Here is a 20546-nt window from a genome sequence, read left to right as displayed (position 1 = left end):
GAGACCACGATGCCAGACGCCGCCGAACAACAGCGCCCGCAGGACAGCCTGCTTGATACAGCCGCGCTGTTCGACGCCCTGCCCGAGTCCTATCTGGTGCTCAATACGGCGCTCGAAGTCGTGGCCGCCAACGCGCGATACCTGGCCATGGCGGGCCGCTCGCGTGGCGACGTCCTGGGCAAATCGGTCTTCGACATCAATCCCTCGCTGTCCGAGGCCCAGATGGCGGCGCGCCGCGAGTGGCTGCTCGCCACGCTCGACAACCTGATGGAAGGCGAGTCGCGGCTGTCGCCGCTGATCCGCTACGACGTCCACCCTGCCGGCAACGGCAATACCGAGCGCTACTGGCAGGCCAAGGCCACGCGCCTGGACGGCGCATCGGACGCGGCATTCGTACTGCAGGTCATGGATGTGACCGACCAGATCGTCAAGACCGAACAGACCCGCCGCGAGCACGCCAAGCTGCGTTCGCAGGCACGGCTGCGCCAGGTGCTGGTGGAAGAAGCCAACGCGGCGCTGCAAACACACCGCAAGCAGCTCGAGGAACTGCTCTCGTTTGCCAAGGTTGGCGCATGGGAACTCGATGTCGCCACCGGCTTCATGGCCTGTACCGACCAGTGCAAGGCCAACATGGGGCTGCAGCCGAACGACGCCATCGACGAAGCGCGGGTCTTTGGCGAACTGATGCATGTCGACGACCGCGACGTGGTGCGCGCCGCCATGGCCGAGGCCATCGCCAGCCGCGCGCATTTCGAGGTGGAGTACCGCGTGGTCTGGCAGGACGGCACCATGCGCTGGCTGATGTCGCGCGGCGCCGCGCGCCACCTTGAGGACGGCTCGGCGCAGTCGCTGATCGGCTTCACGATCGACATTACCGCGCGCAAGGCGTCGGAGTTGCACTACCAGGCGGTGGCCGAGGAAGAACAGCGCGCCCGAGAAATCAGCGAGCGCGGCGCTCGCGCCATGGACCATTTCGTGGCGGCAGTCAGCCACGAACTGCGCTCGCCACTACACGCCATCCTGTGGTGGACCACGCTGCTGGAGCGCGGCACCGACCCGGCCCACGTACGGCGCGCAGCCGAGGTCATCGAACGCAATACCCGCCAGCTGGCCCGCATGGTCGACGACCTGCTCGACAGCGGCGCCATCGCCACCGGCAAGCTGTCGGTGGACTTGCGCATGCTGGACATGGCGGCACTGGCCACTACCGTGGCAGAGGATCTGCGGCTCGATGCGGAGTCACGCAACGTGACGCTGATCGTCGCGCCGGCACTGCCCTGCCTGGTGATGGCCGATGAACACCGGCTCAAGCAGGTGGTGCTGAACCTGCTGACCAATGCGCTGAAGTTTGCGGAGCGTGGCACGGTGGAACTGGCCGTCGCCACTGACGGTGCGGACGTCGTGCTGTCAGTACGGGATTCCGGCGTGGGCATCGCGCCCGAAGCGCTGGAGCGCATCTTCGAGCGGTTCGAGCAGGCGCACCGCGAACACGCCAATCGCGCGCCGGGTCTGGGCCTGGGGCTGTGGATGGTCAGGAACCTGGTGCTGATGCACAACGGCAGCGTCACCGCCCACAGCGACGGACTGGGCAAGGGATCGATGTTCCGCGTGCAACTGCCGCTGGCCCGTCTGGCCAGCGGTGCGGCGCCTCCACCGCGCAGCTAGCGCGCATACGGGGGCGGTTCGTTCAGCACCGCCCAGAACACGCCCAGGTCGTTGATGGCGGCCATGAAATCGTCGAACTCGACCGGCTTCACCACATAGGCATTCACGCCCAGGTCGTAGCTCCTGAACAGGTCGCGTTCCTCGCGCGACGATGTCAGCATTACCACCGGCACGCGGCGCAGCCGTTCATCGGCACGCACCTCGCGCAACACTTCGTGCCCATCCACCTTCGGCAGCTTCTTGTCCAGCAGGATCACGGCCGGATTCTCTTCCGGCCGGCTGGCATAGGCGCCTTCGCGGCGCAGGAAATCAAGCGCCTCGGCCCCGTCGCGCACCGACACCACCGGGTTGGCAAGACGGGACTTCTGCAGCGCGATCAGTGTCAGCTCGATGTCGTCAGGATTGTCTTCCACCAGCAGGATCGGCCTCAGCACGCTCGTTCTCCAGGTTTCTTGCATCTTTCAACACTGGCCGGTAAGGCTGGCCCGACGACACGGCCGCCAGCCGGGCTGCCGCCTCCGCGGCCGTTTCATTGACGCCGGCCGTGCCTTCGGGCACGAAATCGCGCGGCAGCGAAAACCAGATCGTGGCCCCGCGATCGATCTCGCCTTCAGCCCAGGCCTTGCCGCCATGACGCTCGACAATGCGCCGCACGCTGGCCAGCCCGATGCCGGTGCCGGGGAACTCCTCCACGCGATGCAGGCGCTGGAACACGCCGAACAGCTTGTCGGCGTAGCGCATGTCGAAGCCTACGCCATTGTCGCGCACGAAGAACAGATCCTGGCCTTCGAATTCCTTGTCGCCGGCCATTGTCCCCACCTCGACCGTTCCGGCCGGCCCTTGCGCATCGGCGCCACGCGTACCGGTGAATTTTATGGCGTTGGCAACCAGGTTTCGCAGCACCACATCCATCAGCACCGGGTCAGCCGTGACCTCGCCCAGCGCGCCCACCTTGTATTCCAGGCGCCGCGTGCCAAGATCCTTCGATTCCTCGGCCAGCAGGCGCTCGGCCAGCGCCCGCAGATCCACCCGTTGCGGACGCAGCGCGGCACGGCCCATCTGCGAGAACGCCAGCAGGTCGTCCACGAGCTTGCCGCCGAAACGGGCCTGCGCGATGATGCGCTCGACAAAATGGCGGCCACGGTCCGACAGCCGGCTCTGCTCCATCTCGCGCAGCAGATCCGCAAACCCGACGATATGGCGCAGCGGCGCGCGCAGGTCGTGCGACACCGAATACGAGAAGCCTTCGAGTTCGCGGTTGACGCGTCCCAGCTCCAGCGCCAGGTGCGCCAGTTCCTCGGCACGCCGCAACACGATGCCCAGCAACGCGCCGCGAAACTCCGTGGCAATCTCCAGTTCGGCTGCCCGCCATGGATCGCACCGGCCGCGCACTGTCTGCGTCCAGACCTCGAAGCTTTCGCGCGGCGACAGCGACGCCGACAGCCCCGCCAGCTTGGCGCGCGGGTCGCCGGCCCAGCGGATGGTGCGCACCACCTCGGCCCGGAACCAGATCACATAGTTGCGAAACAGGCGCGACAGCGGCACCACCAGCATGCCGGCCGCCTCCGGCCCCACGCCCTGCGCGGCGGCATCGGTCCATTCCGCGGCCAGGTTGTCGGTGGCATGGACGTCATCGCCACGCGTGTCAAGCCACGCCAGCAGACGTTCGATGACGTCGTCGGCCGGGGCGTCGCCGATCCGGACGATGCGTCCTTCGAACACTGCCGCCGCCCCCGTAGCCCCCACCAGCGCCAGCAGGTCGTCGGCATCGCCCGCGAGGGCCTCGATGAAATCGTCGGTATTGGCCATCGACGCCAGCAGGCCGGTCTGCCGGCGGCGCAGCGCCAGCCGGTAGCTGGCCTCGGCGTGGTCCTCCTTGGCCTCCACCTGCAGCGACAATACCTGCGCGATGTGCTCGCACGCCGTGCGCACCTCGAACGACGGCACGCGCGCCGTGGCGTGATGGCAGGAAATCAGGCCCCACAGCCGGCCGCGCACGACGATCGACATCGACATCGATGCCCACGTGCCCATGTTCTTCATGTACTGCACATGCACCGGCGAAATGCTGCGCAGCGATGCATAGGTCAGATCGGTGGGCCGGCCCGTGGCGGGATGCAGCGCCGGCACCAGCTGCGCCGCTGCGTAGTCGGCATCGGCGATCAGCCGGATGCGGTTGCGCACGTACAGCGCGCGCGCCTGCGGGGGAATGTCTGACGCCGGGAACCGCTGCCCAAGGTAGCTGGCGTAGCCGGCATCCATCGACTCGGCCAGCACGTGGCCGTGCCCCTCGTCATCGAACGCGTACACCATGGTGCGGCCGAAACCGGTGATGCGATGCACTTCCTCGGCCGCCAGGCGCGCCAGCCCCTGGACGTTGTCCACGTCCTGCAGGCTGTTGATAAAGGTCCGGACCAGCGGATAGATCGAGGCGAACACGTCTGCGGTGCCGCGCGCGGGCTCGAATTCGACGATGCGCACGCCCTGCCAGATATGGACGACGATCGCCAGCGGCGAATACAGCCCGGCCGCCACGCCGCCGCGCAGGCTGCGCGGGTCGGGCACCGACCCGGCATAAAGCGGAATGCCGTCGCCCTTCAGTGTCGCCAGCGCATCGAGCGCCAGCGCGGCACCGTCACCGACCAGCGCCGCCAATGGCTGGCCCAGCAACTGCTCGGCTTCGCCCAACGCCTTGCCGGCCAGCAGCGCCGTGTTTGCGCTGGCCTGCACGACACGGCCCGCGTCGTCGACGCTGACCAGGAAGCCGTGCGGCTGGATGCCGCCGGGAATATGAATCGGTTCCTTGGCGCAATCCCCGGCCGCTGTCGCAGCCGTGGTTGTGGGGTGGTGAACCATGCTTGCTCCGCCATGAGGCATGGCGCCGATTGTGGCACAGCAACGGGGCCGTCGCCCGCCTTGTGCGAAATTGACAGCACATTGGCGCATCATCGGTAAAAACTGCAAGCGCCGCCGGTGGCGCGTGGCGCTGGCCTCGGTCCGCCTGCCTACCCGCAAGCGGGGGACTGGGCGTATCCGTTGCCCAAGGCCTGCACCGGGATGCTGTCGCGTTACTCACTGACCGAGTAGCCCCCAGGGGCCCCGGTCTGGTGCCAGTGGCGCGGTGCGTTGTCATTTTTGTGTACGATACGGGTGACTTTTGTCTTCACTCGCTGCCCCTGCAGCGGGATATCGTCCCCGAAATGGCAACCCGACGCAAAAAATCCGCGGATCCCGACCCGTCCGCCGCAGCGCTGCATGGCGGCGATCCCGCGGCATCCGACGCCGCCGAGTCTTCCGCCGACAAAGGCATCTACCAGGATCTGCCGAACGCGATCATGGAGCATCGGGGCTGACCGGCCGCCCGCCCCTTCCTCCCGCCCCCAAATGGACAAGCTGCTCGCCCTGAAAATGTACGTCGAGACCGTCGATGCGAAGGGCTTCTCGGCCGCCGCGCGACGCATGAACCTGGCCACTTCGTCGGTCACGCGCACGCTGGACGGCCTGGAGGCATCGCTGGGCACGGTGCTGCTCAACCGGTCCACGCGGCAGGTCACGGTGACCGAGGCCGGCGCCAGCTACTACCAGCAGGCGCGCCAGATCCTCGAAGCCGTGGCCGAGGCCGATGCCTCGATTGCCGACCATGGCGACCAGCCGGTGGGGCAACTGCGGGTATCGCTGCCGGTGGCGTTCGGCCGCTGCTGCATTTCGCCCCATCTGGGCGCCTGGCTGGCACGTTTTCCGCAACTCGAACTCGATGTCGAGCTGACCGACAGCATCGTCGACCTGCTTGGCGCCCGCGTGGACGTCTCCGTGCGGCTTGGCAGCGCGGCAGCCTACGACAACGTGATCGCGCGCGAGATTGGCCGCTTCCGCCGGCTGGTCGTCGCCAGCTCCGCCTATCTCGACCGGCACGGCACACCCGCCGAGCCGGCCGACCTGGTGAACCATCGCTGCCTGCGCTTCAGCTTCGGCTCCCGCGACCAGGCCTGGCGGTTCCGCCCGGACGCCGGTGACGGCAGTGAGGGCGGCGAGCCGATCAGCGTGCCGGTCAGCGGCCCCTACCGCAGCAACAACATCGAGGTGTTGCGTGACATGGCGCTGGCTGGCGGCGGCGTGGCCCTGCTGCCGGACTGGCTGGTCGATGCCGATATCGCGGCCGCCCGGCTGACAGTGCTGTTCGACGACTGGTCCGTCACGCCGAACCAGTCGAATTCGGTGGTCACCGCGCTTTACCTGCCGAACCAGCGCGGCTCGCGCCGCATTGCGGCCTTCCTGGATTTCCTGGCCTCGCTGCCGGGCCCGACTGGCCGGCGCGACTGATTTCGCCGACGGATTTCAATTTGGCACGCTTTGCACGTGGCGCAACGCTGAGTTGCGCCACTTTGTGATTCCCGCAACGCCTTCGCGCGCCTACGCTCTGGACATCGCAACCCGATCTCCATTTCCAGAGCCATGCAAGTCCAAACCTCTCCCAACGCCGGCGCCTCCAGCGCCGCACCCATGTCCGGCACGCTGGTCGCGCTGTTTTCGCTATGCGCAGGCGTGCTCGTCGCCAACCTGTACTACGCCCAGCCGATCATCGAACTGATCGCCCCTGCGGTGGGCCTGTCCGCGCAAAGCGCCAGCGTGATCGTATCGCTGACCCAGATCGGCTATGCCATCGGCCTGTTCTTCCTGGTGCCGCTGGCCGACCTGCTCGAAAACCGCCGGCTCCTGATGGTCAGCGGCGTCGCCGCGGCAGCAAGCCTGGTAGGCGCCGCGCTGTCGTCGCAGCCAGGCGTGTTCCTGCTGGTGTCGCTGCTGCTGGGCCTGAGCTCGGTCAGCGTGCAGATCCTGATTCCGCTCGCGGCACACCTGGCGCCCGAGGCGCTGCGCGGCCGTACCGTCGGCACGATCATGGGCGGCCTGCTGTCGGGCATCCTGCTGTCGCGTCCGCTGTCGAGCATGGCCGCGCAGTGGTTCGGCTGGCGCGCGGTGTTCTTCATCGCCGCCGCCATGACGCTGGCTACCGTGGTCATCATCGCCATGACGCTGCCGCGCCGCGTGCCGCAGCACCGCGCCAGCTACGCCAGCCTGCTGGCCTCGCTGTGGCACCTGCTCGCGCGTTTCGCGGTGCTGCGCCAGCGCGCGCTGCTGCAGGGCCTGCTGTTTGCCGCGTTCAGCCTGTTCTGGACCGCCGCGCCGCTGGAACTGGCCGCGCGCTACGGGCTGTCGCAATCGCAGATCGGCCTGTTTGCGCTGGTGGGCGCGCTCGGCGCCGTGGCCGCACCCATCGCCGGGCGCCTGGCCGATGCCGGGCACACCCGGGTGGCATCGTTCGCCGCCATGATCGTTGCCGCGCTGGCGTTCCTGCCGGGCCTGATCCACGGCCATGCCGGCCTGTACGGCCTGGCACTGACCGGCATCGTGCTCGACTTCGCGGTGCAGATGAACATGGTGCTGGGCCAGCGCGCGGTCTATGCGCTCGACGCCCATAGCCGGGCCCGCCTGAACGCGCTGTACATGACTGCGATCTTCGCCGGCGGTGCGGCGGGTTCGGCCATCGCCAGCGCGCTGTACACCCATGCGGGTTGGCAGGGCGTGGTGGCGGCGGGCAGCGGGCTGGCGCTCGTGGCACTGGGCGCACTGGCGATGACCTCGCGTCGCTGATCGCAACAGCCACCCGCGCCCCTCGCCCACGCAAGCGGGTGAGGGGCGCAGAGCCGTCAGCACCTGCACAGACAGTGGCTTTGCAGTGCATCAGGCCTCAATTGAACTTTGGACGGCCGTTTCATAGAATCCAGCGCGATGCCGTTCCGGCCTGTTACGCGTTGACCGCGTGGAGGGGTGCCGATGAAAGCCGTGCTTGCCCACATCATGCGCAGAAAGCTGGCGTACGCAGACTTGCCGCTGTTCGTGCATATGCGCGACGAAGCCCTGCCGCCGCAGATCCGGCTCAGCTTCATGCGCGGCTTTGCGTTCTTCGTCATGGCCTTTGGCGACCTCAACCGCCACGTGCTGCGCAGCGTGCCGCCGCGCGACGCCTGGCAGGAACAGGTCAACCTGCACACCTTCGAGGACGACCATCACTGGCCATGGTATCTGGAGGATTTCGAGACGCTGGGCTGGGATCGCGTCACCACCACTACCGATGCCCTGCGCGAGATCTGGAGTGACGACACCTGCCGCAGCCGCGTCCTGATGTACGACCTGTGCGCCATCGTGGCCGATGCCCACGGCCCCGAGCGCCTGGCCGTGATCGAAGCCATCGAGGAAACCGGTAATGTCCTGTTCTCGCTCACGACGCCGCTGGCCGACGCGCTACAGGCCCGCCTGGGCGCCGAGCTGCGCTACCTGGGGGCCTATCACTTCGCGCTCGAATCAGGCCATATGCAGCACGCCGATCATTGGTCGCTGGCTGCCATCGCGCTGTCAGACGCGCAGCGCCGGCACTGCGTGGCGCTGGTGGACCGGGTGTTCGACGCCTTCACCATGTGGACGCACGAGGCCGACGGGCAGATCCACCGCGCGTCCGTCCTGGCTGTCGCGGCCGCCGCGCCCGGTTAACCGGCGTCGCGGCCGAAGGCGCTGAACTTCTTCGCCAGGAAATCCACGAACAGCCGGATTCGCGACGACAACTGGTGGCGCTGCTGGTACACGGCGTAGATATTGGCCTCGGGCGTCGCAAACTGGGGCAGCACCTGTACCAGCCGGCCGCTGCGCAGGTATCGGTCGACATCCCATTCGGCGCGCAGCACGATGCCGTGCCCTTCCAGCGCCCAGTTCACGGCGATCTCGCCGTCGTTGGTCGTCAGGTTGCCCCGTACGTGGACCGATTCGGTGCGCACCTTCGCCCCCTTGACCGGCGCCAGCCGCCATACCCCGTAGGCGTCGCTGCCCTGCCGGATGCCGATGCAGTTGTGGCGCGGCAGATCGCCCGGTGTCTGCGGCGTGCCGTGCTCGCGCAGATAGCGTGGCGACGCACACAGCAGCCGGCGGTTCGGCGCCAGCAGCCGTGCCACGATGCGCGCATCGGGCGGCTCGCCGAAACGCACGCAGACATCGAAGGCATCCTCGGTCAGCGGCGGCGGATCGGCCGACAGCTGCAGCTGGACATCCACGTCCGGGTACATGCGGCTGTACTCGGAGATCACCGGCGCCACGTGCATGCGGCCGAAGCCCAGCGTCGCATTGACGCGCAGCAGGCCGCTGGGCCGGCCCCGGGCGCTGGTCAGCAGCTGTTCCAGATCATCCAGTTCGCCCAGGATGCGGCGCGCGTGTTCCAGCAGGACCTCGCCTTCGGGGGTCAGGCTCATGCGCCGTGTGGTGCGCGTGACCAGCGGCGTGCCGATGCGGGTTTCCATCTGCCCCAGCCGCTTGCTGACCGCCGCCGTGGTGATGCCCAGATCCCGCGCCGCCGCGCTAAGACTGCCCGCCGTGGCCAGGGCCGTAAAGAAACCCAGCTCCGCCGGCTGGATCGCGCTATTGGAGGCCATCCCTCACCTTTAACCTGAAAGTTAAGAATGGTTTAACTTTAGTGCCGATCCAAAACTTCGTCCACCGTCCAGAATCCGTCCAACGCTCAACGCAGCGGCGAAGCAGATTCCCAGACCAGACAGGAGACGCAAGATGAAGACCTACAAGATCGCAACCATCCCGGGCGACGGCATTGGCAAGGAAGTGGTACCGGCAGGCCGCGAAGTCATGGAAGCCCTGGCAGCCACCGGCGCCGGCTTCCGCTTCGAGTTCGAGAACTTCGACTGGGGCGGCGACTACTACCGCCAGCACGGCGTGATGATGCCCGCCAACGGCCTCGACGCGCTGCGCGACAAGGACGCGATCCTGTTCGGCTCGGCCGGCGACAACCAGATTCCCGACCACATCACGCTCTGGGGCCTGCGCCTGAAGATCTGCCAGGGCTTTGACCAATACGCCAACGTGCGCCCGACGCGCATCCTGCCCGGCATCGATGGCCCGCTCAAGCGCTGCGCGCCCGAAGACCTGAACTGGGTGATCGTTCGCGAGAACTCCGAAGGCGAATACTCGGGCGTGGGCGGCCGCGTGCACCAGGGACATCCGATCGAGGCCGCCACCGATGTGTCGATGATGACCCGCGTGGGCGTGGAGCGCATCCTGCGCTTTGCCTTCAAGCTTGCACAGTCGCGGCCGCGCAAGCTCCTGACCGTCATTACCAAGTCCAACGCCCAGCGCCATGCCATGGTGATGTGGGACGAGGTGGCCGTGCAGGTGGCGAAGGACTTCCCCGATGTCACGTGGGACAAGGAACTGGTCGATGCCGCCACCGCGCGCATGGTGAACCGCCCGAAGACGCTGGACACCATCGTCGCCACCAACCTGCACGCCGACATCCTGAGCGACCTGGCCGCCGCACTGGCCGGCAGCCTGGGCATCGCCCCGACCGGCAACATCGACCCGGAACGCCGCTACCCGTCGATGTTCGAGCCGATCCACGGCTCCGCCTTCGACATCATGGGCAAGGGCCTGGCCAACCCGGTGGGCACCTTCTGGTCGGTCGTCATGCTGCTGGAGCACCTCGGCGAAAACGAAGCTGCCCAGCGCGTGATGGCCGCCATCGAAGCCGTGACGGCCAACCCGGCCCTGCACACGGGCGACCTGGGCGGCAAGGCAAAGACCGTCGACGTCACCAAGGCCGTGTGCGACTTCCTGGCCGACAACAAGCAGGCCAAGGCCGCCTGATTGTCCGACTCCCCTCTCCCGTTTGCGGGAGAGGGGCCGGGGGAACGGGTGTGGCCCCTCGATAGCCACCGTAGCGTCCCGAGAGGCTTGCCCTCTCCCCAACCTCTCTCCCGCGGGCGGGAGAGGGGACCCGACGCCCCCCAAACCTTGCAGTCCCAGACAACGGCCACCAGAGCCCCGACTGCAGGCGAATCACCTCGAATCAGCAGGAGACAGCCATGATTCAAAGGCTATTGGGCAAGCTGTATGTGCAGGTATTGCTCGGCGTATCGGCCGGCATTGCGCTCGGCGTGTTCTACCCGGACTTCGGCAGCAGCCTCAAGCCATTCGGCGACGTGTTCATCAAGCTCATCAAGATGGTCTTCGCGCCGATCATCTTCGCCACCGTGGTGCTGGGCATCGCGCGCATGGAGAACATGAAGGAACTGGGCCGCGTCGGCGTGCGCGCCCTGCTCTATTTCGAAGTACTGTCCACGTTCGCCCTGGCCCTTGGCCTGATCGTCGTGAACGTGGTGCAGCCCGGTGCGGGCATGAACGTCGACCCCGCGCACCTCGACGCCAAGGCCATCGCCACCTACACCCACGCTGCGGAGAAACCCCACTCCTTCATCGATTTCCTGATGAACATGGTACCCACCAGCGTGATCGATGCGCTGGCCCGCAACGACATCCTCCAGATCCTGGTCTTCGCCACGCTGTTCGGCATCGCGCTGTCGCATATCGGGCCACGTGCCCGGCCCGTGGTCGACTTCCTCGACTCGTTCACACACGGCATCTTCTCGGTGGTCGGCATGATCATGCGCCTGGCCCCTCTGGCGGCCTTCGGGGCCATGGCCTTCACGGTTGGCAAGTACGGCCTGGGCTCGGTGGCGTCGCTGGGCAAGCTGATGGGCACCATGTATCTCACGTGCCTGTTGTTCGTGGTCATCGTGCTTGGCGGCGTGGCGCGCATGGCGGGCTTCAGCCTCTGGAAATTCCTGCGCTATATCCGCGACGAACTGTTCACGGTGCTTGGCACCAGCTCTTCGGAATCGGTGGTGCCGCAGCTGATGCGCAAGCTCGAGAACGCGGGCGTGTCAAAGCCGGTGGTGGGCCTGGTGGTGCCGGCCGGCCTCACGTTCAACCCCGACGGCCAGTGCATCTACTACACGATGGCGGCCATCTTTATCGCCCAGGCCACCAACACCCCGCTGACGCTGACCGACCAGATCGTGGTACTGGGCGTGCTGTTGCTGACCTCGAAGGGGTCGGCTGGCGTGACCGGCTCCGGCTTCATCACGCTGGCCGCCACGCTGGCGTCGATGGGCAAGATTCCTGTGGCCGGCATGGTGCTGCTGCTGGGTGTCGACCGCTTCATGTCCGAGGCCCGCGCCATCACCAACACGATCGGCAACGCCGTGGGCACGCTGGCAATTGCGCGCTGGGTCGGCGCCATCGACCAGCAGCGGCTCGAAGACGCGCTCGACGGCAAGCTGCAGGACGACCCCGAAGTGCTGGCCGATCCGGCGCCGGCTTCCGCACCGGCGTCCGCACCATCGATCGGCACGCACCTGACCCGCGCCGCCGATGCCCACGCCGGCCTGATGCACTGACAGGACGACATCGCCATGGAAACCTCACAGGCCCGTGCGCTGCTGCGCCGCATGTTCGATGCCGCGATCGCTGCCGCACAACCGTCGCTCACGCTGGCCCGCTATCTGCCGGAGCCGCCGCAATCACCCAGGGGCCGCACCATCGTGATCGGTGCCGGCAAGGCATCCGCCGCGATGGCCCAGGCCTTCGAGGCCGCCTGGCCGGGGCCGCTCGAAGGGCTGGTGGTCACGCGCTACGGCTACGCGGTGCCGTGCCAGCGCATCGAGATCGTCGAAGCCGCGCATCCGGTACCCGACACCGCCGGGCACGAGGCTGCACGCCGCATGCTGGAACTGGTCTCGGGGCTGACCGAAGATGACCTCGTGGTCAGCCTGATCTCGGGCGGCGGATCATCGCTGCTGCCACTGCCGCTGGCCGGCGTGTCGCTCGAAGACAAGCAGGCCGTCAATCGCGCACTGCTGAAGTCCGGCGCCACCATTACCGAGATGAACTGCGTGCGCCGGCATCTGTCGGCCATCAAGGGCGGGCGCCTGGCGGCGGCATGCTATCCGGCGCGGGTCTGCAACCTGCTGCTGTCCGATGTGCCGGGCGACGACCCGATCGATATTGCATCGGGGCCGACGGTGGCCGATCCCACCACGCGGCACGACGCGCTGGACATCATCCGCCGCTATGGCCTGGATGTGCCGGCACATGTCCTGCGCGTACTGGATTCCGAGGCGGCCGAAGCCATCAAACCCGGCGACCCCCGCCTGCCGCGCATCGACACCACGCTGATCGCCACGCCGCGCATGGCGCTGGAAGCCGCCGCGGCGGTGGCGCGCGAGGCGGGGATTTCCGTGCATCTGCTTGGCGACGCCATCGAAGGCGAGGCGCGCGACGTGGGCCTGGTGCTCGGCGGCATCGCCCTCGAAGCAGCCGACCACCGGCTGTTTTCCACGCCCTGCGTGCTGCTGTCCGGCGGCGAAACCACGGTCACCGTACGCGGCAACGGGCGCGGCGGCCGCAATGTCGAATTCCTGCTGGCCCTTGCCATGACGCTGCGCGGCCACGCCGGTATCCATGCGCTGGCCGGCGATACCGATGGCGTCGACGGCCAGGAAGAGATTGCCGGCGCCGTCATCACCCCTGACACGCTGCGGCGCGCATGGGCCCTTGGCATCCGGCCACAGGACGCGCTCGCCAATAACGACGGGCACGGTTTCTTCGCAGCACTGGGCGACGCCGTCATCACCGGCCCCACCCTCACCAACGTCAATGATTTCCGCGCGATCCTGATCGCGCCCTGATGGAGCAACCTCATGAGACGCCTTCGCAACGCGAAGATCGTGGCCACGCTGGGTCCCGCCAGCACGTCGCCCGAGATCATCGACGCCCTGTTCGAAGCCGGCGCCGATGTCTTCCGCCTGAACTTCAGCCACGGCAGCCACGACGACCACCAGCAGCGGCTGGACACGATCCGCGCCATCGAACAGCAGCGCGGCCGCCCCATTGGCGTGCTGCTTGACCTTCAGGGCCCCAAGCTGCGCATCGGCACGTTTGCCGATGGCCCCGTCCAGCTGGCGGCACAGGCATCGTTCCGGCTTGACCTGGACCGCGACACGCCGGGATCGGCCACCCGCGTCAGCCTGCCGCACCCCGAGATTTTCGCGGCCCTGCGCGAAGGTGCGGAACTGCTGCTCGACGATGGCAAGATCCGCCTGCGCGTGGATCGGTGCGGCGCCGAGTTTGCGGAGACCACGGTCATCAACGGCGGCCCGCTGTCCGACCGCAAGGGGGTCAATGTGCCCGGCGTGGTGCTGCCGCTATCGGCGATGACCGAGAAAGATCGCCGCGATCTCGATTTTGGGCTGACGCTCGGGGTGGACTGGATTGCGCTGTCGTTCGTGCAGCGCGCCGAGGACATCCAGGAGATCAAGGCTATCGTGCAGGGCCGCGCCGGCATCGTCGCCAAGCTTGAGAAACCCGCCGCCATCCAGAGCCTGGACGCCATCGTTGCCGAGGCCGACGCCGTGATGGTGGCGCGCGGCGACCTGGGCGTGGAGATGCCCGCCGAACAGGTGCCGTCGCTGCAGAAACAGATCGTGCGCGCCTGCCGCAAGGCCGGCAAGCCGGTGATCGTCGCCACCCAGATGCTGGAATCGATGATCGCCGCGCCGGTGCCGACGCGCGCCGAAGCCTCTGACGTTGCCACGGCCGTCTACGACGGCGCCGACGCCGTGATGCTTTCCGCCGAATCGGCATCGGGCCGCTATCCGGTGGAGGCCGTGAAGATGATGGACAGCATCATCACGCGCACCGAGTCCGACCCGCTCTATCACGATGCCATCCAGGCATCGCACACGCCACCGCGTGCAGAAGCGGCCGACGCCATCGGTTACGCGGTGCGCCATGTAGCCGGGCTGCTCAAGGTGCCGGCCACGGTGGCCTACACAAGTTCGGGCTACTCCGCGCTGCGCATGGCGCGCGAACGGCCCGAGGTGCCGATCCTCGGCATGACTCCACGCGTGGCGACCGCGCGCCGGCTGGCGCTGGCCTGGGGTGTCCATGCCGTGCTGTGCCATGAGGTGGTCGACGTGCTGGAAATGACCGAGCTGGCCAGCCGCACCGTGCTCAAGGAACGCTTTGGCGAGCGAGGCCAGTCCATCGTGATCTCCGCCGGCCTGCCGTTCACGGTCGCCGGCACCACCAATCTGCTGCGCATCGCGCAGGTGCAGTAACGGCAACCAGGCAACCGGGCAACGAGGCCAATCCCATGTCAGTGATCCAGGAAGTGCGCGGCTACGAGGTGCTAGATTCGCGCGGCAATCCCACCGTGGCGGCACAGGTGCTGCTGGCCGATGGCAGCGAAGGGTTCGCGGCTGCGCCATCGGGCGCCTCCACCGGCTCGCGCGAGGCCATCGAGCTGCGCGATGGCGACCCTCATCGCTACGCCGGCAAGGGTGTGCGCCGGGCAGTGGGCCATATCAATGTCGATATCGCCCGCACGCTGGCCGGCATGCCAGCCGCCGACCAGGCCGAGATCGACCAGTGCCTGATCCGGCTCGATGGCACCGCCGACAAGTCGCGCCTGGGCGCCAACGCGCTGCTGGCCGTTTCGCTCGCCACGGCGCGCGCGGCCGCCGCATCGGCAGGCGTGCCGCTGTACCGGGCCATCGGCACGGGCAACCATGACCTGCGCCTGCCCATGCCGATGATGAACATCATCAATGGCGGCGCGCATGCCGACAACAGCGTGGACATGCAGGAATTCATGATCCTGCCCGTGGGCGCGCCGTCTTTCTCGGAGGCCGTGCGCTGGGGCGCCGAGGTGTTCCACACGCTCAAGTCGCTGCTCAGGCAGCGCGGGTATTCCACGGCCGTAGGCGACGAAGGCGGCTTTGCGCCGGACCTGAAGTCGAACGAGCAGGCGCTCGAAGTCATCATGCAGGCCATCGACACTGCCGGCTTCTACGCCGGCCGCGATATCGCGCTGGGCCTGGACGTGGCAAGTTCGGAGTTCTACCGCGACGGCAGCTACGTGCTGCAGTCGGAAAACCGCCGGTATGACGCGGCCGGCTTTGTCGACCTGCTGGCCGGCTGGGTCTCGCAGTATCCGATCGTCACCATCGAGGACGGCATGGCCGAAGGCGACTGGGCAGGATGGAAGCTGCTGACCGGGCGCCTGGGCAAGCAGGTGCAACTGGTGGGCAACGACCTCTTCGTCACGAACACGGCGATCCTCAAGGAAGGCATCGACTGCGGCGTCGCCAACGCGATCCTGATCAAGCCGAACCAGATCGGCACGCTGACCGAAACGCTGGCCGCCATCGACATGGCCCATCGCGCCGGCTATGCGTCGGTGGTCTCGCATCGCTCGGGCGAGACCGAAGACACCACCATTGCCGATCTCAGCGTCTGTACCGCCGCCACGCAGATCAAGACCGGCTCGCTGTCACGCTCGGACCGCGTGGCGAAGTACAACCGGTTGCTCTACATCGAGGCCGAACTCGGCTGCGCGGCCACCTTCGCAGGCCGCCAGGCGCTCTCCGTATCGATCTGATCCCTGCATTGCCAGCATCACCCGCATTACCCGCACGACGAGCTTTACCCGCATTTTTCCCGACCACTACAAGAAAAGGAGACAACCATGCGTAACTTCACCCCCCGGACAATGCGCCGGGTTCTGGGCCTGTCGCTGTGCGCCATCGGCCTTGGCGGCGCGTCGCTTGCCGTGGCGCAGGAATGGCCCGCCAAGCCGATCAGCCTGGTGGTGCCGTTCCCGTCCGGCGGCACCACCGACATCCTGGCCCGCGCGCTGGGCGACCAGTTGTCGAAGAATCTCGGCCAGCCCGTGATCGTCGAGAACCGGCCCGGTGCGGGTGCGACCGTGGGTGCCGACTACGTGGCGAAGGCCAGGCCGGACGGTTATACGTTGCTGATGGGTGCCGTGCATCACACGATTGCCACCTCGGTCTATCGCAAGCTGCCGTACAGCTTCCAGAAGGATCTGGCGCCGGTGTCGACGCTTGCCATGGTGCCGAACGTGCTGGTCATCAACAGCGCGAAGACGCCGGCGAAGAACGTGGCCGAGCTGGTGTCGCTGGCGAAAAAGGCATCGCCCGAACTGTCGTACGGCTCGAACGGCAACGGCACCGCGCAGCACCTGATCGGCACGCAGTTCCAGGCAGCCACCGGCACGCAATTGCTGCATGTGCCGTACAAGGGCAGTGGCCCACTGACCACCGACCTGCTGGGCGGGCAGGTCACGATGTCGTTCGATACCCTGACCACCGTGCTGCCGCATATCAAGGCCGGCAAGCTCAAGGCGCTGGCAGTGACCACCGCCAAGCGGTCCAGCGTGTTGCCCGACGTGCCCACGCTGGAAGAAGCCGGTCTCAAGGGTTTCGATATCGGCACCTGGTTCGGCGTGCTGGCGCCGGCGGCCACGCCCAAACCCATCGTCACGCGGCTCAACGCCGAGATCGTGAAGATCGTGAACTCGCCGGACTTCCAGCAACGCATGGCCGCGGCCGGGGCGGAGCCGATGCCGAGCGCGCCTGACGCCTTTGCGAAGCGCATCAACGACGAGACATCGAAGTTCGCCGTGCTGGTCAAGGAAGGCAAGGTGACGATCGAGTAACCGGGAACGCGCCGGGCAGGCGGCGCGTACGCAGCAACCCGAAGCGGGTTTTCCCGCACTGTCCCGTCAAGCAAAACGGATGTCCCGATAAGTCAAACCGTGAGCTGTCATTCCCCGATACTTCGCTGGGTCGCGGCCATTCCGCGGCAAGCCAGCCGACCCCCGGCATTGTGCGGGGCGCGGTTGAGAATATCAGGAGACGGTTCATGTCGGGACTTCGTATTTCACGTCCTCAAATTTTTGCCGGCGCCCCGAGCGCCCGGGCTTCACGCTACTACCCGTGGCTGGTCTTTGCGCTGAGCTTTGGCCTGCTGCTGTCCGACTATATGTCGCGGCAGGTGCTCAACGCGTTGTTTCCGCTGCTCAAGGCGGAATGGGCGCTCAGCGACGCCAATCTTGGCGCGCTGGGCGGTGTGGTGGCACTGATGGTGGGCGTGCTCACCCTGCCGCTTTCGATCCTGGCTGATCGCTGGGGCCGCGTGCGCAGCCTGACCCTGATGGCCGCGCTCTGGAGCCTGGCCACGCTGGGCTGCGCCATCGCCAATTCGTTCGGCGAGATGTTCGTCGCACGACTCTTCGTGGGCATCGGCGAGGCCGCCTACGGCAGCGTCGGCATCGCGCTGGTGCTGTCGGTCTTTCCGCGCCATCTGCGCGCCAGCCTCAGTGCAGCTTTCATCGCCGGCGGTGCGTTCGGCTCGGTGCTTGGCATGGCGCTGGGCGGCGTGATCTCCGCCCACTTCGGCTGGCGTTTCGCGTTTGTCAGCATGGCCCTGTTTGGCCTGGTGATGGTTGGCTTCTACCGCCTGCTGGTCACCGAAGAGCGCCTGAAGGTCCAGCGCGAGGCGCTCAATGAACAGGCTGCCGAGGAACCGCGCCTGGGACCGATGCCGCTGCGTGCACTGTGCAGCGCGCTGGTCGCCTCGCGATCGATCATCTGCGCCTACGTCGGCAGCGCCCTGCAGCTGTTCGTGATGGGTTCGCTGCTGGCGTGGATGCCCAGCTTCCTGGGCCGCTACTACGGCCTGGCCACCGCGCAAGCCGGCCTTGGCGCCGCGTGCTTCGTACTGGTGGGCGGTGCCGGCATGATCGTGTGCGGCGCGCTGACCGATCGCGTGGCCCGCCACGCCCCGGCACGCAAATGGCTGATGGCCGTCACGTACAGCGTGCTCTGCTTCGCGCTGCTTGGCACCGCGTTCCACCTGCAGGCAGGCACCGCTCAACTGGCCCTGATCGCCGGCGGCATGATGCTGGCGGGCGGCAGCGCCGGCCCGGCCAGCGCGGCCGTCGCCAACCTGACCGACCCCCGCATCCACGCCAGCGCGTTCGCCACGCTGACGCTGGTGAACAACCTGCTTGGCCTGGCGCCGGGTCCGTTCTTCACCGGCCTGATGGCCGACCACATCGGCCTGGCGGGCGCCCTGCAGTGGATGCCCGTCGCCGGCCTGATTGCCGCGATCTGCTTCCTGATCGGCCGCCGCACCTATACCGCCGATCTGCAACGCCTGGCGCAAAGCCGCTCGGCGGCATGAGCGCGCACGTCAAACACACAAGCGATACAACGATGTTTTTGTCCCCCGATATCACCGTACTGCTGGTGCCCGGCCTGCGCGACCACGTGGCCGACCACTGGCAGACCCTGCTGCAGGCCGAACTGGAGGCCCAGGGCCAGAAAGTGGCGTCTGTGCAGCCGCTGGAACACGACAAGCTCAGCTGCGCCGCACGCATGGTTGCCCTCGACGAGGCCATCGCCGCCATCGACGGACCCGTCGTGCTGGGCGCGCACAGCGCCGGCGTGATGATCACCGTGCACTGGGCCCGGCACATGCACCGCCGCGTGCAGGCCGGCAAGATCCTCGGTGCGCTGCTGGCAACGCCAGCCGACCTGGAAACGCCGATGCCGCAGGGCTATCCGGATGTTGCCACGCTCGACCAGCACGGCTGGTTGCCGATGCCGCGCCAGGCGCTGCCATTCCCGACGTTGCTGGCGGCCAGCCGCAACGATCCGCTGGCCTCGTTCGAACGTGCCGCCGCGATGGCGCAGGACTGGGGCAGCGAACTGGTCGATCTCGGCCAGGTCGGCCACCTGAATCCGGCCGCCGGATTCGGCCCGTGGCCCGCAGCCATGACGCTGCTGGCACGACTGGCGCACTGACCGGCTGACCGGCGGCCCTGGCCGCCAAAAACAATATTTCGCAGCACCGTAGCACCCATTCCGACGGGAACCCCCACAACACAAGACGTAATAAGGAGACTGTTTCATGAAGCTCAAGGGCATGGCCGCGGCCGCATTGTTCGCCTGTACCGGCAGCGCATTCGCGCAATCCACCGTCACGCTGTATGGCGTGATCGACGCCAGCGTGGAATACGCGAACCACGTCGCACCGTACTCCGCGGCAGGCTTTACCCCGAATCCGGGCGCCGGCGACAACGTGTATCGCTTGAACTCGGGCGGCCTGTCCGGTTCGCGCTGGGGTCTGCGCGGTACGGAAGACCTGGGAAATGGCCTGAAGAGCCTGTTCGTGCTGGAAAGCGGTTTCAGCGTCGACAACGGCACGATGCAGCAGACCAACCGCCTGTTCGGTCGCCAGGCATTCATCGGCCTGCAGCACCAGACGTTCGGCCAGATCACGCTGGGCCGGCAGTACACATCGCTGTTCGCGGCGATGGCCAACTTCATGCCGACCGCCTACGCCACCCAGTACGAGCCGGCGGCATTCATGGCCGGCAACAATTTCCGCGAGGACAACGTGCTGGCCTATAACGGCTCGTTCGGCCCGCTGACGGCCATGGCGCACTTCTCGTTCGGCGCCGGCGTACCCAACCTGCCGGCCGGCACGATCGCCTTTGGCGGCAACGGCGAGGTGCCGGGTGCCTTCCGCCGCGACAACGCCTTCGGCGCGGCCGCGGTGTACTCGGCCGGCCCGTTCGGCGCGGCCATCGCCTATGACCAGTGGAATCCGTCGATCAACAACGTCGCCGGCGTCTACCAGGGCAACACCGCCACGCTGAAAAAGGCATCGGTGGCGGCCAGCTACACGATCGGCGCCGTCGCCAAGATCATGGGCGGCTACCGCTGGGGCAAGGCCGAGAACAACGGCACCAACGCCCAGATCCAGCGTGACGACTACTACTGGATCGGTGTGAACTACCAGGTCACGCCGTCCGTTGGCCTGACGCTGGAGTACGACTACGACGATCTCAAGCGCGACTACTTCAACCGCACCAATGCGCCGAATCCGTGGCAGGTTGCCTTCGTGGCGAACTATGCGTTCTCGAAGCGCACGGACCTGTACCTGAGCACGGCCTACGCCAAGCATGCCGGCCTGACGCTCGATGGCGCCAACACGAACCAGCTGGCGTCGACCGGCGCCACGGGCAACAGCTACATCCTGGGCAACGGCCAGAGCAGCATGGTGGGCGTCAGCCTCGGCATCCGCCACAAGTTCTGATCATGTAGGAATCGGCGCGT

17 protein-coding genes are annotated in these 20546 nt (G+C 67.2%); 14 read left to right on the top strand and 3 right to left on the bottom strand.

What is annotated here, in order from left to right; genetic code table 11:
• Positions 1-9 precede the first annotated feature (9 nt).
• Positions 10-1665 (top strand): sensor histidine kinase, encoded by a 1656-nt coding sequence (locus ACOABP_RS25745; RefSeq protein WP_474228502.1) that lies wholly within the window; start codon positions 10-12, stop codon positions 1663-1665.
• On the opposite strand, the gene ACOABP_RS25740 is transcribed toward ACOABP_RS25745, so the two are convergent.
• Together ACOABP_RS25740 and ACOABP_RS25735 are read right to left on the bottom strand one after the other, a co-directional pair.
• On the bottom strand, positions 1662-2099 hold the full coding sequence (locus tag ACOABP_RS25740) for a response regulator (protein ID WP_474228501.1): 438 nt from the start codon (positions 2097-2099) through the stop codon (positions 1662-1664). The two genes, ACOABP_RS25745 and ACOABP_RS25740, sit on opposite strands and share 4 nt — an antisense overlap.
• Positions 2062-4521 (bottom strand): ATP-binding protein, encoded by a 2460-nt coding sequence (locus ACOABP_RS25735; RefSeq protein WP_474228500.1) that lies wholly within the window; start codon positions 4519-4521, stop codon positions 2062-2064. Before ACOABP_RS25735 ends, ACOABP_RS25740 begins: the two co-directional genes overlap by 38 nt.
• A 344-nt stretch (positions 4522-4865) precedes the next feature.
• Between ACOABP_RS25735 and ACOABP_RS25730 the strand changes: the two genes are divergently transcribed.
• The 4 genes from ACOABP_RS25730 to ACOABP_RS25715 all read left to right on the top strand — a co-directional run bounded on the left by ACOABP_RS25730 (position 4866) and on the right by ACOABP_RS25715 (position 8211).
• Positions 4866-5018, top strand: a complete 153-nt coding sequence (locus ACOABP_RS25730; protein ID WP_474228499.1) for a hypothetical protein — start codon at positions 4866-4868, stop codon at positions 5016-5018.
• Between the two features lie 31 nt (positions 5019-5049).
• Positions 5050-5985 carry a LysR family transcriptional regulator gene (locus ACOABP_RS25725; protein ID WP_474228497.1) on the top strand — a complete coding sequence of 312 codons (936 nt, stop codon included), beginning with the start codon at positions 5050-5052 and terminating at the stop codon, positions 5983-5985.
• A 132-nt stretch (positions 5986-6117) separates the two neighbouring features.
• A complete protein-coding gene (locus ACOABP_RS25720; RefSeq protein ID WP_474228496.1) occupies positions 6118-7314 on the top strand; it encodes an MFS transporter in 1197 nt (398 codons plus the stop codon).
• A gap of 183 nt (positions 7315-7497) precedes the next feature.
• Positions 7498-8211 (top strand): hypothetical protein, encoded by a 714-nt coding sequence (locus ACOABP_RS25715; protein ID WP_474228495.1) that lies wholly within the window; start codon positions 7498-7500, stop codon positions 8209-8211.
• Here ACOABP_RS25715 and ACOABP_RS25710 read toward each other — a convergent pair.
• Positions 8208-9140 (bottom strand): LysR family transcriptional regulator, encoded by a 933-nt coding sequence (locus tag ACOABP_RS25710; protein ID WP_474228494.1) that lies wholly within the window; start codon positions 9138-9140, stop codon positions 8208-8210. The two genes, ACOABP_RS25715 and ACOABP_RS25710, sit on opposite strands and share 4 nt — an antisense overlap.
• Positions 9141-9273: 133 nt before the next feature.
• Here ACOABP_RS25710 and ACOABP_RS25705 point away from each other — a divergent pair, with 133 nt between their 5' ends.
• The 9 genes from ACOABP_RS25705 to ACOABP_RS25665 all read left to right on the top strand — a co-directional run bounded on the left by ACOABP_RS25705 (position 9274) and on the right by ACOABP_RS25665 (position 20526).
• A complete protein-coding gene (locus ACOABP_RS25705) occupies positions 9274-10362 on the top strand; it encodes a tartrate dehydrogenase (RefSeq protein WP_474228493.1) in 1089 nt (362 codons plus the stop codon).
• A gap of 218 nt (positions 10363-10580) precedes the next feature.
• A complete protein-coding gene (locus tag ACOABP_RS25700) occupies positions 10581-11954 on the top strand; it encodes a dicarboxylate/amino acid:cation symporter (RefSeq protein WP_474228492.1) in 1374 nt (457 codons plus the stop codon).
• A 15-nt stretch (positions 11955-11969) separates the two neighbouring features.
• Positions 11970-13244: a glycerate kinase type-2 family protein gene (locus tag ACOABP_RS25695; protein WP_474228491.1), complete on the top strand. Its 1275-nt coding sequence runs from the start codon at positions 11970-11972 to the stop codon at positions 13242-13244.
• 12 nt (positions 13245-13256) lie between these two features.
• A complete protein-coding gene (gene pyk / locus ACOABP_RS25690) occupies positions 13257-14675 on the top strand; it encodes a pyruvate kinase (RefSeq protein ID WP_474228490.1) in 1419 nt (472 codons plus the stop codon).
• 35 nt (positions 14676-14710) lie between these two features.
• Positions 14711-15997, top strand: coding sequence for a phosphopyruvate hydratase (eno, locus tag ACOABP_RS25685; protein WP_474228489.1), 1287 nt, complete (start codon positions 14711-14713; stop codon positions 15995-15997).
• An 87-nt stretch (positions 15998-16084) separates the two neighbouring features.
• Positions 16085-17077: a Bug family tripartite tricarboxylate transporter substrate binding protein gene (locus ACOABP_RS25680; protein WP_474228488.1), complete on the top strand. Its 993-nt coding sequence runs from the start codon at positions 16085-16087 to the stop codon at positions 17075-17077.
• A 206-nt stretch (positions 17078-17283) separates the two neighbouring features.
• Positions 17284-18606 (top strand): MFS transporter, encoded by a 1323-nt coding sequence (locus ACOABP_RS25675; protein WP_474228487.1) that lies wholly within the window; start codon positions 17284-17286, stop codon positions 18604-18606.
• A gap of 32 nt (positions 18607-18638) precedes the next feature.
• A complete protein-coding gene (locus ACOABP_RS25670; RefSeq protein ID WP_474228485.1) occupies positions 18639-19229 on the top strand; it encodes an RBBP9/YdeN family alpha/beta hydrolase in 591 nt (196 codons plus the stop codon).
• 106 nt (positions 19230-19335) lie between these two features.
• Positions 19336-20526 carry a porin gene (locus tag ACOABP_RS25665; RefSeq protein WP_474228484.1) on the top strand — a complete coding sequence of 397 codons (1191 nt, stop codon included), beginning with the start codon at positions 19336-19338 and terminating at the stop codon, positions 20524-20526.
• Positions 20527-20546 lie beyond the last annotated feature (20 nt).

The organism is Cupriavidus sp. HE11, assembly GCF_056097175.1.
This window is presented reverse-complemented; position numbering and strand designations above follow the sequence as displayed.

Coding starts and splice junctions, on each gene's coding strand:
- ACOABP_RS25745 (WP_474228502.1), top strand. CDS start 10: ATGCCAGACGCCGCCGAACAACAGCGCCCGCAGGACAGCCTGCTTGAT.
- ACOABP_RS25735 (WP_474228500.1), bottom strand. CDS start 4,521: ATGGTTCACCACCCCACAACCACGGCTGCGACAGCGGCCGGGGATTGC.
- ACOABP_RS25730 (WP_474228499.1), top strand. CDS start 4,866: ATGGCAACCCGACGCAAAAAATCCGCGGATCCCGACCCGTCCGCCGCA.
- ACOABP_RS25725 (WP_474228497.1), top strand. CDS start 5,050: ATGGACAAGCTGCTCGCCCTGAAAATGTACGTCGAGACCGTCGATGCG.
- ACOABP_RS25720 (WP_474228496.1), top strand. CDS start 6,118: ATGCAAGTCCAAACCTCTCCCAACGCCGGCGCCTCCAGCGCCGCACCC.
- ACOABP_RS25715 (WP_474228495.1), top strand. CDS start 7,498: ATGAAAGCCGTGCTTGCCCACATCATGCGCAGAAAGCTGGCGTACGCA.
- ACOABP_RS25710 (WP_474228494.1), bottom strand. CDS start 9,140: ATGGCCTCCAATAGCGCGATCCAGCCGGCGGAGCTGGGTTTCTTTACG.
- ACOABP_RS25705 (WP_474228493.1), top strand. CDS start 9,274: ATGAAGACCTACAAGATCGCAACCATCCCGGGCGACGGCATTGGCAAG.
- ACOABP_RS25700 (WP_474228492.1), top strand. CDS start 10,581: ATGATTCAAAGGCTATTGGGCAAGCTGTATGTGCAGGTATTGCTCGGC.
- ACOABP_RS25695 (WP_474228491.1), top strand. CDS start 11,970: ATGGAAACCTCACAGGCCCGTGCGCTGCTGCGCCGCATGTTCGATGCC.
- pyk (WP_474228490.1), top strand. CDS start 13,257: ATGAGACGCCTTCGCAACGCGAAGATCGTGGCCACGCTGGGTCCCGCC.
- eno (WP_474228489.1), top strand. CDS start 14,711: ATGTCAGTGATCCAGGAAGTGCGCGGCTACGAGGTGCTAGATTCGCGC.
- ACOABP_RS25680 (WP_474228488.1), top strand. CDS start 16,085: ATGCGTAACTTCACCCCCCGGACAATGCGCCGGGTTCTGGGCCTGTCG.
- ACOABP_RS25675 (WP_474228487.1), top strand. CDS start 17,284: ATGTCGGGACTTCGTATTTCACGTCCTCAAATTTTTGCCGGCGCCCCG.
- ACOABP_RS25670 (WP_474228485.1), top strand. CDS start 18,639: ATGTTTTTGTCCCCCGATATCACCGTACTGCTGGTGCCCGGCCTGCGC.
- ACOABP_RS25665 (WP_474228484.1), top strand. CDS start 19,336: ATGAAGCTCAAGGGCATGGCCGCGGCCGCATTGTTCGCCTGTACCGGC.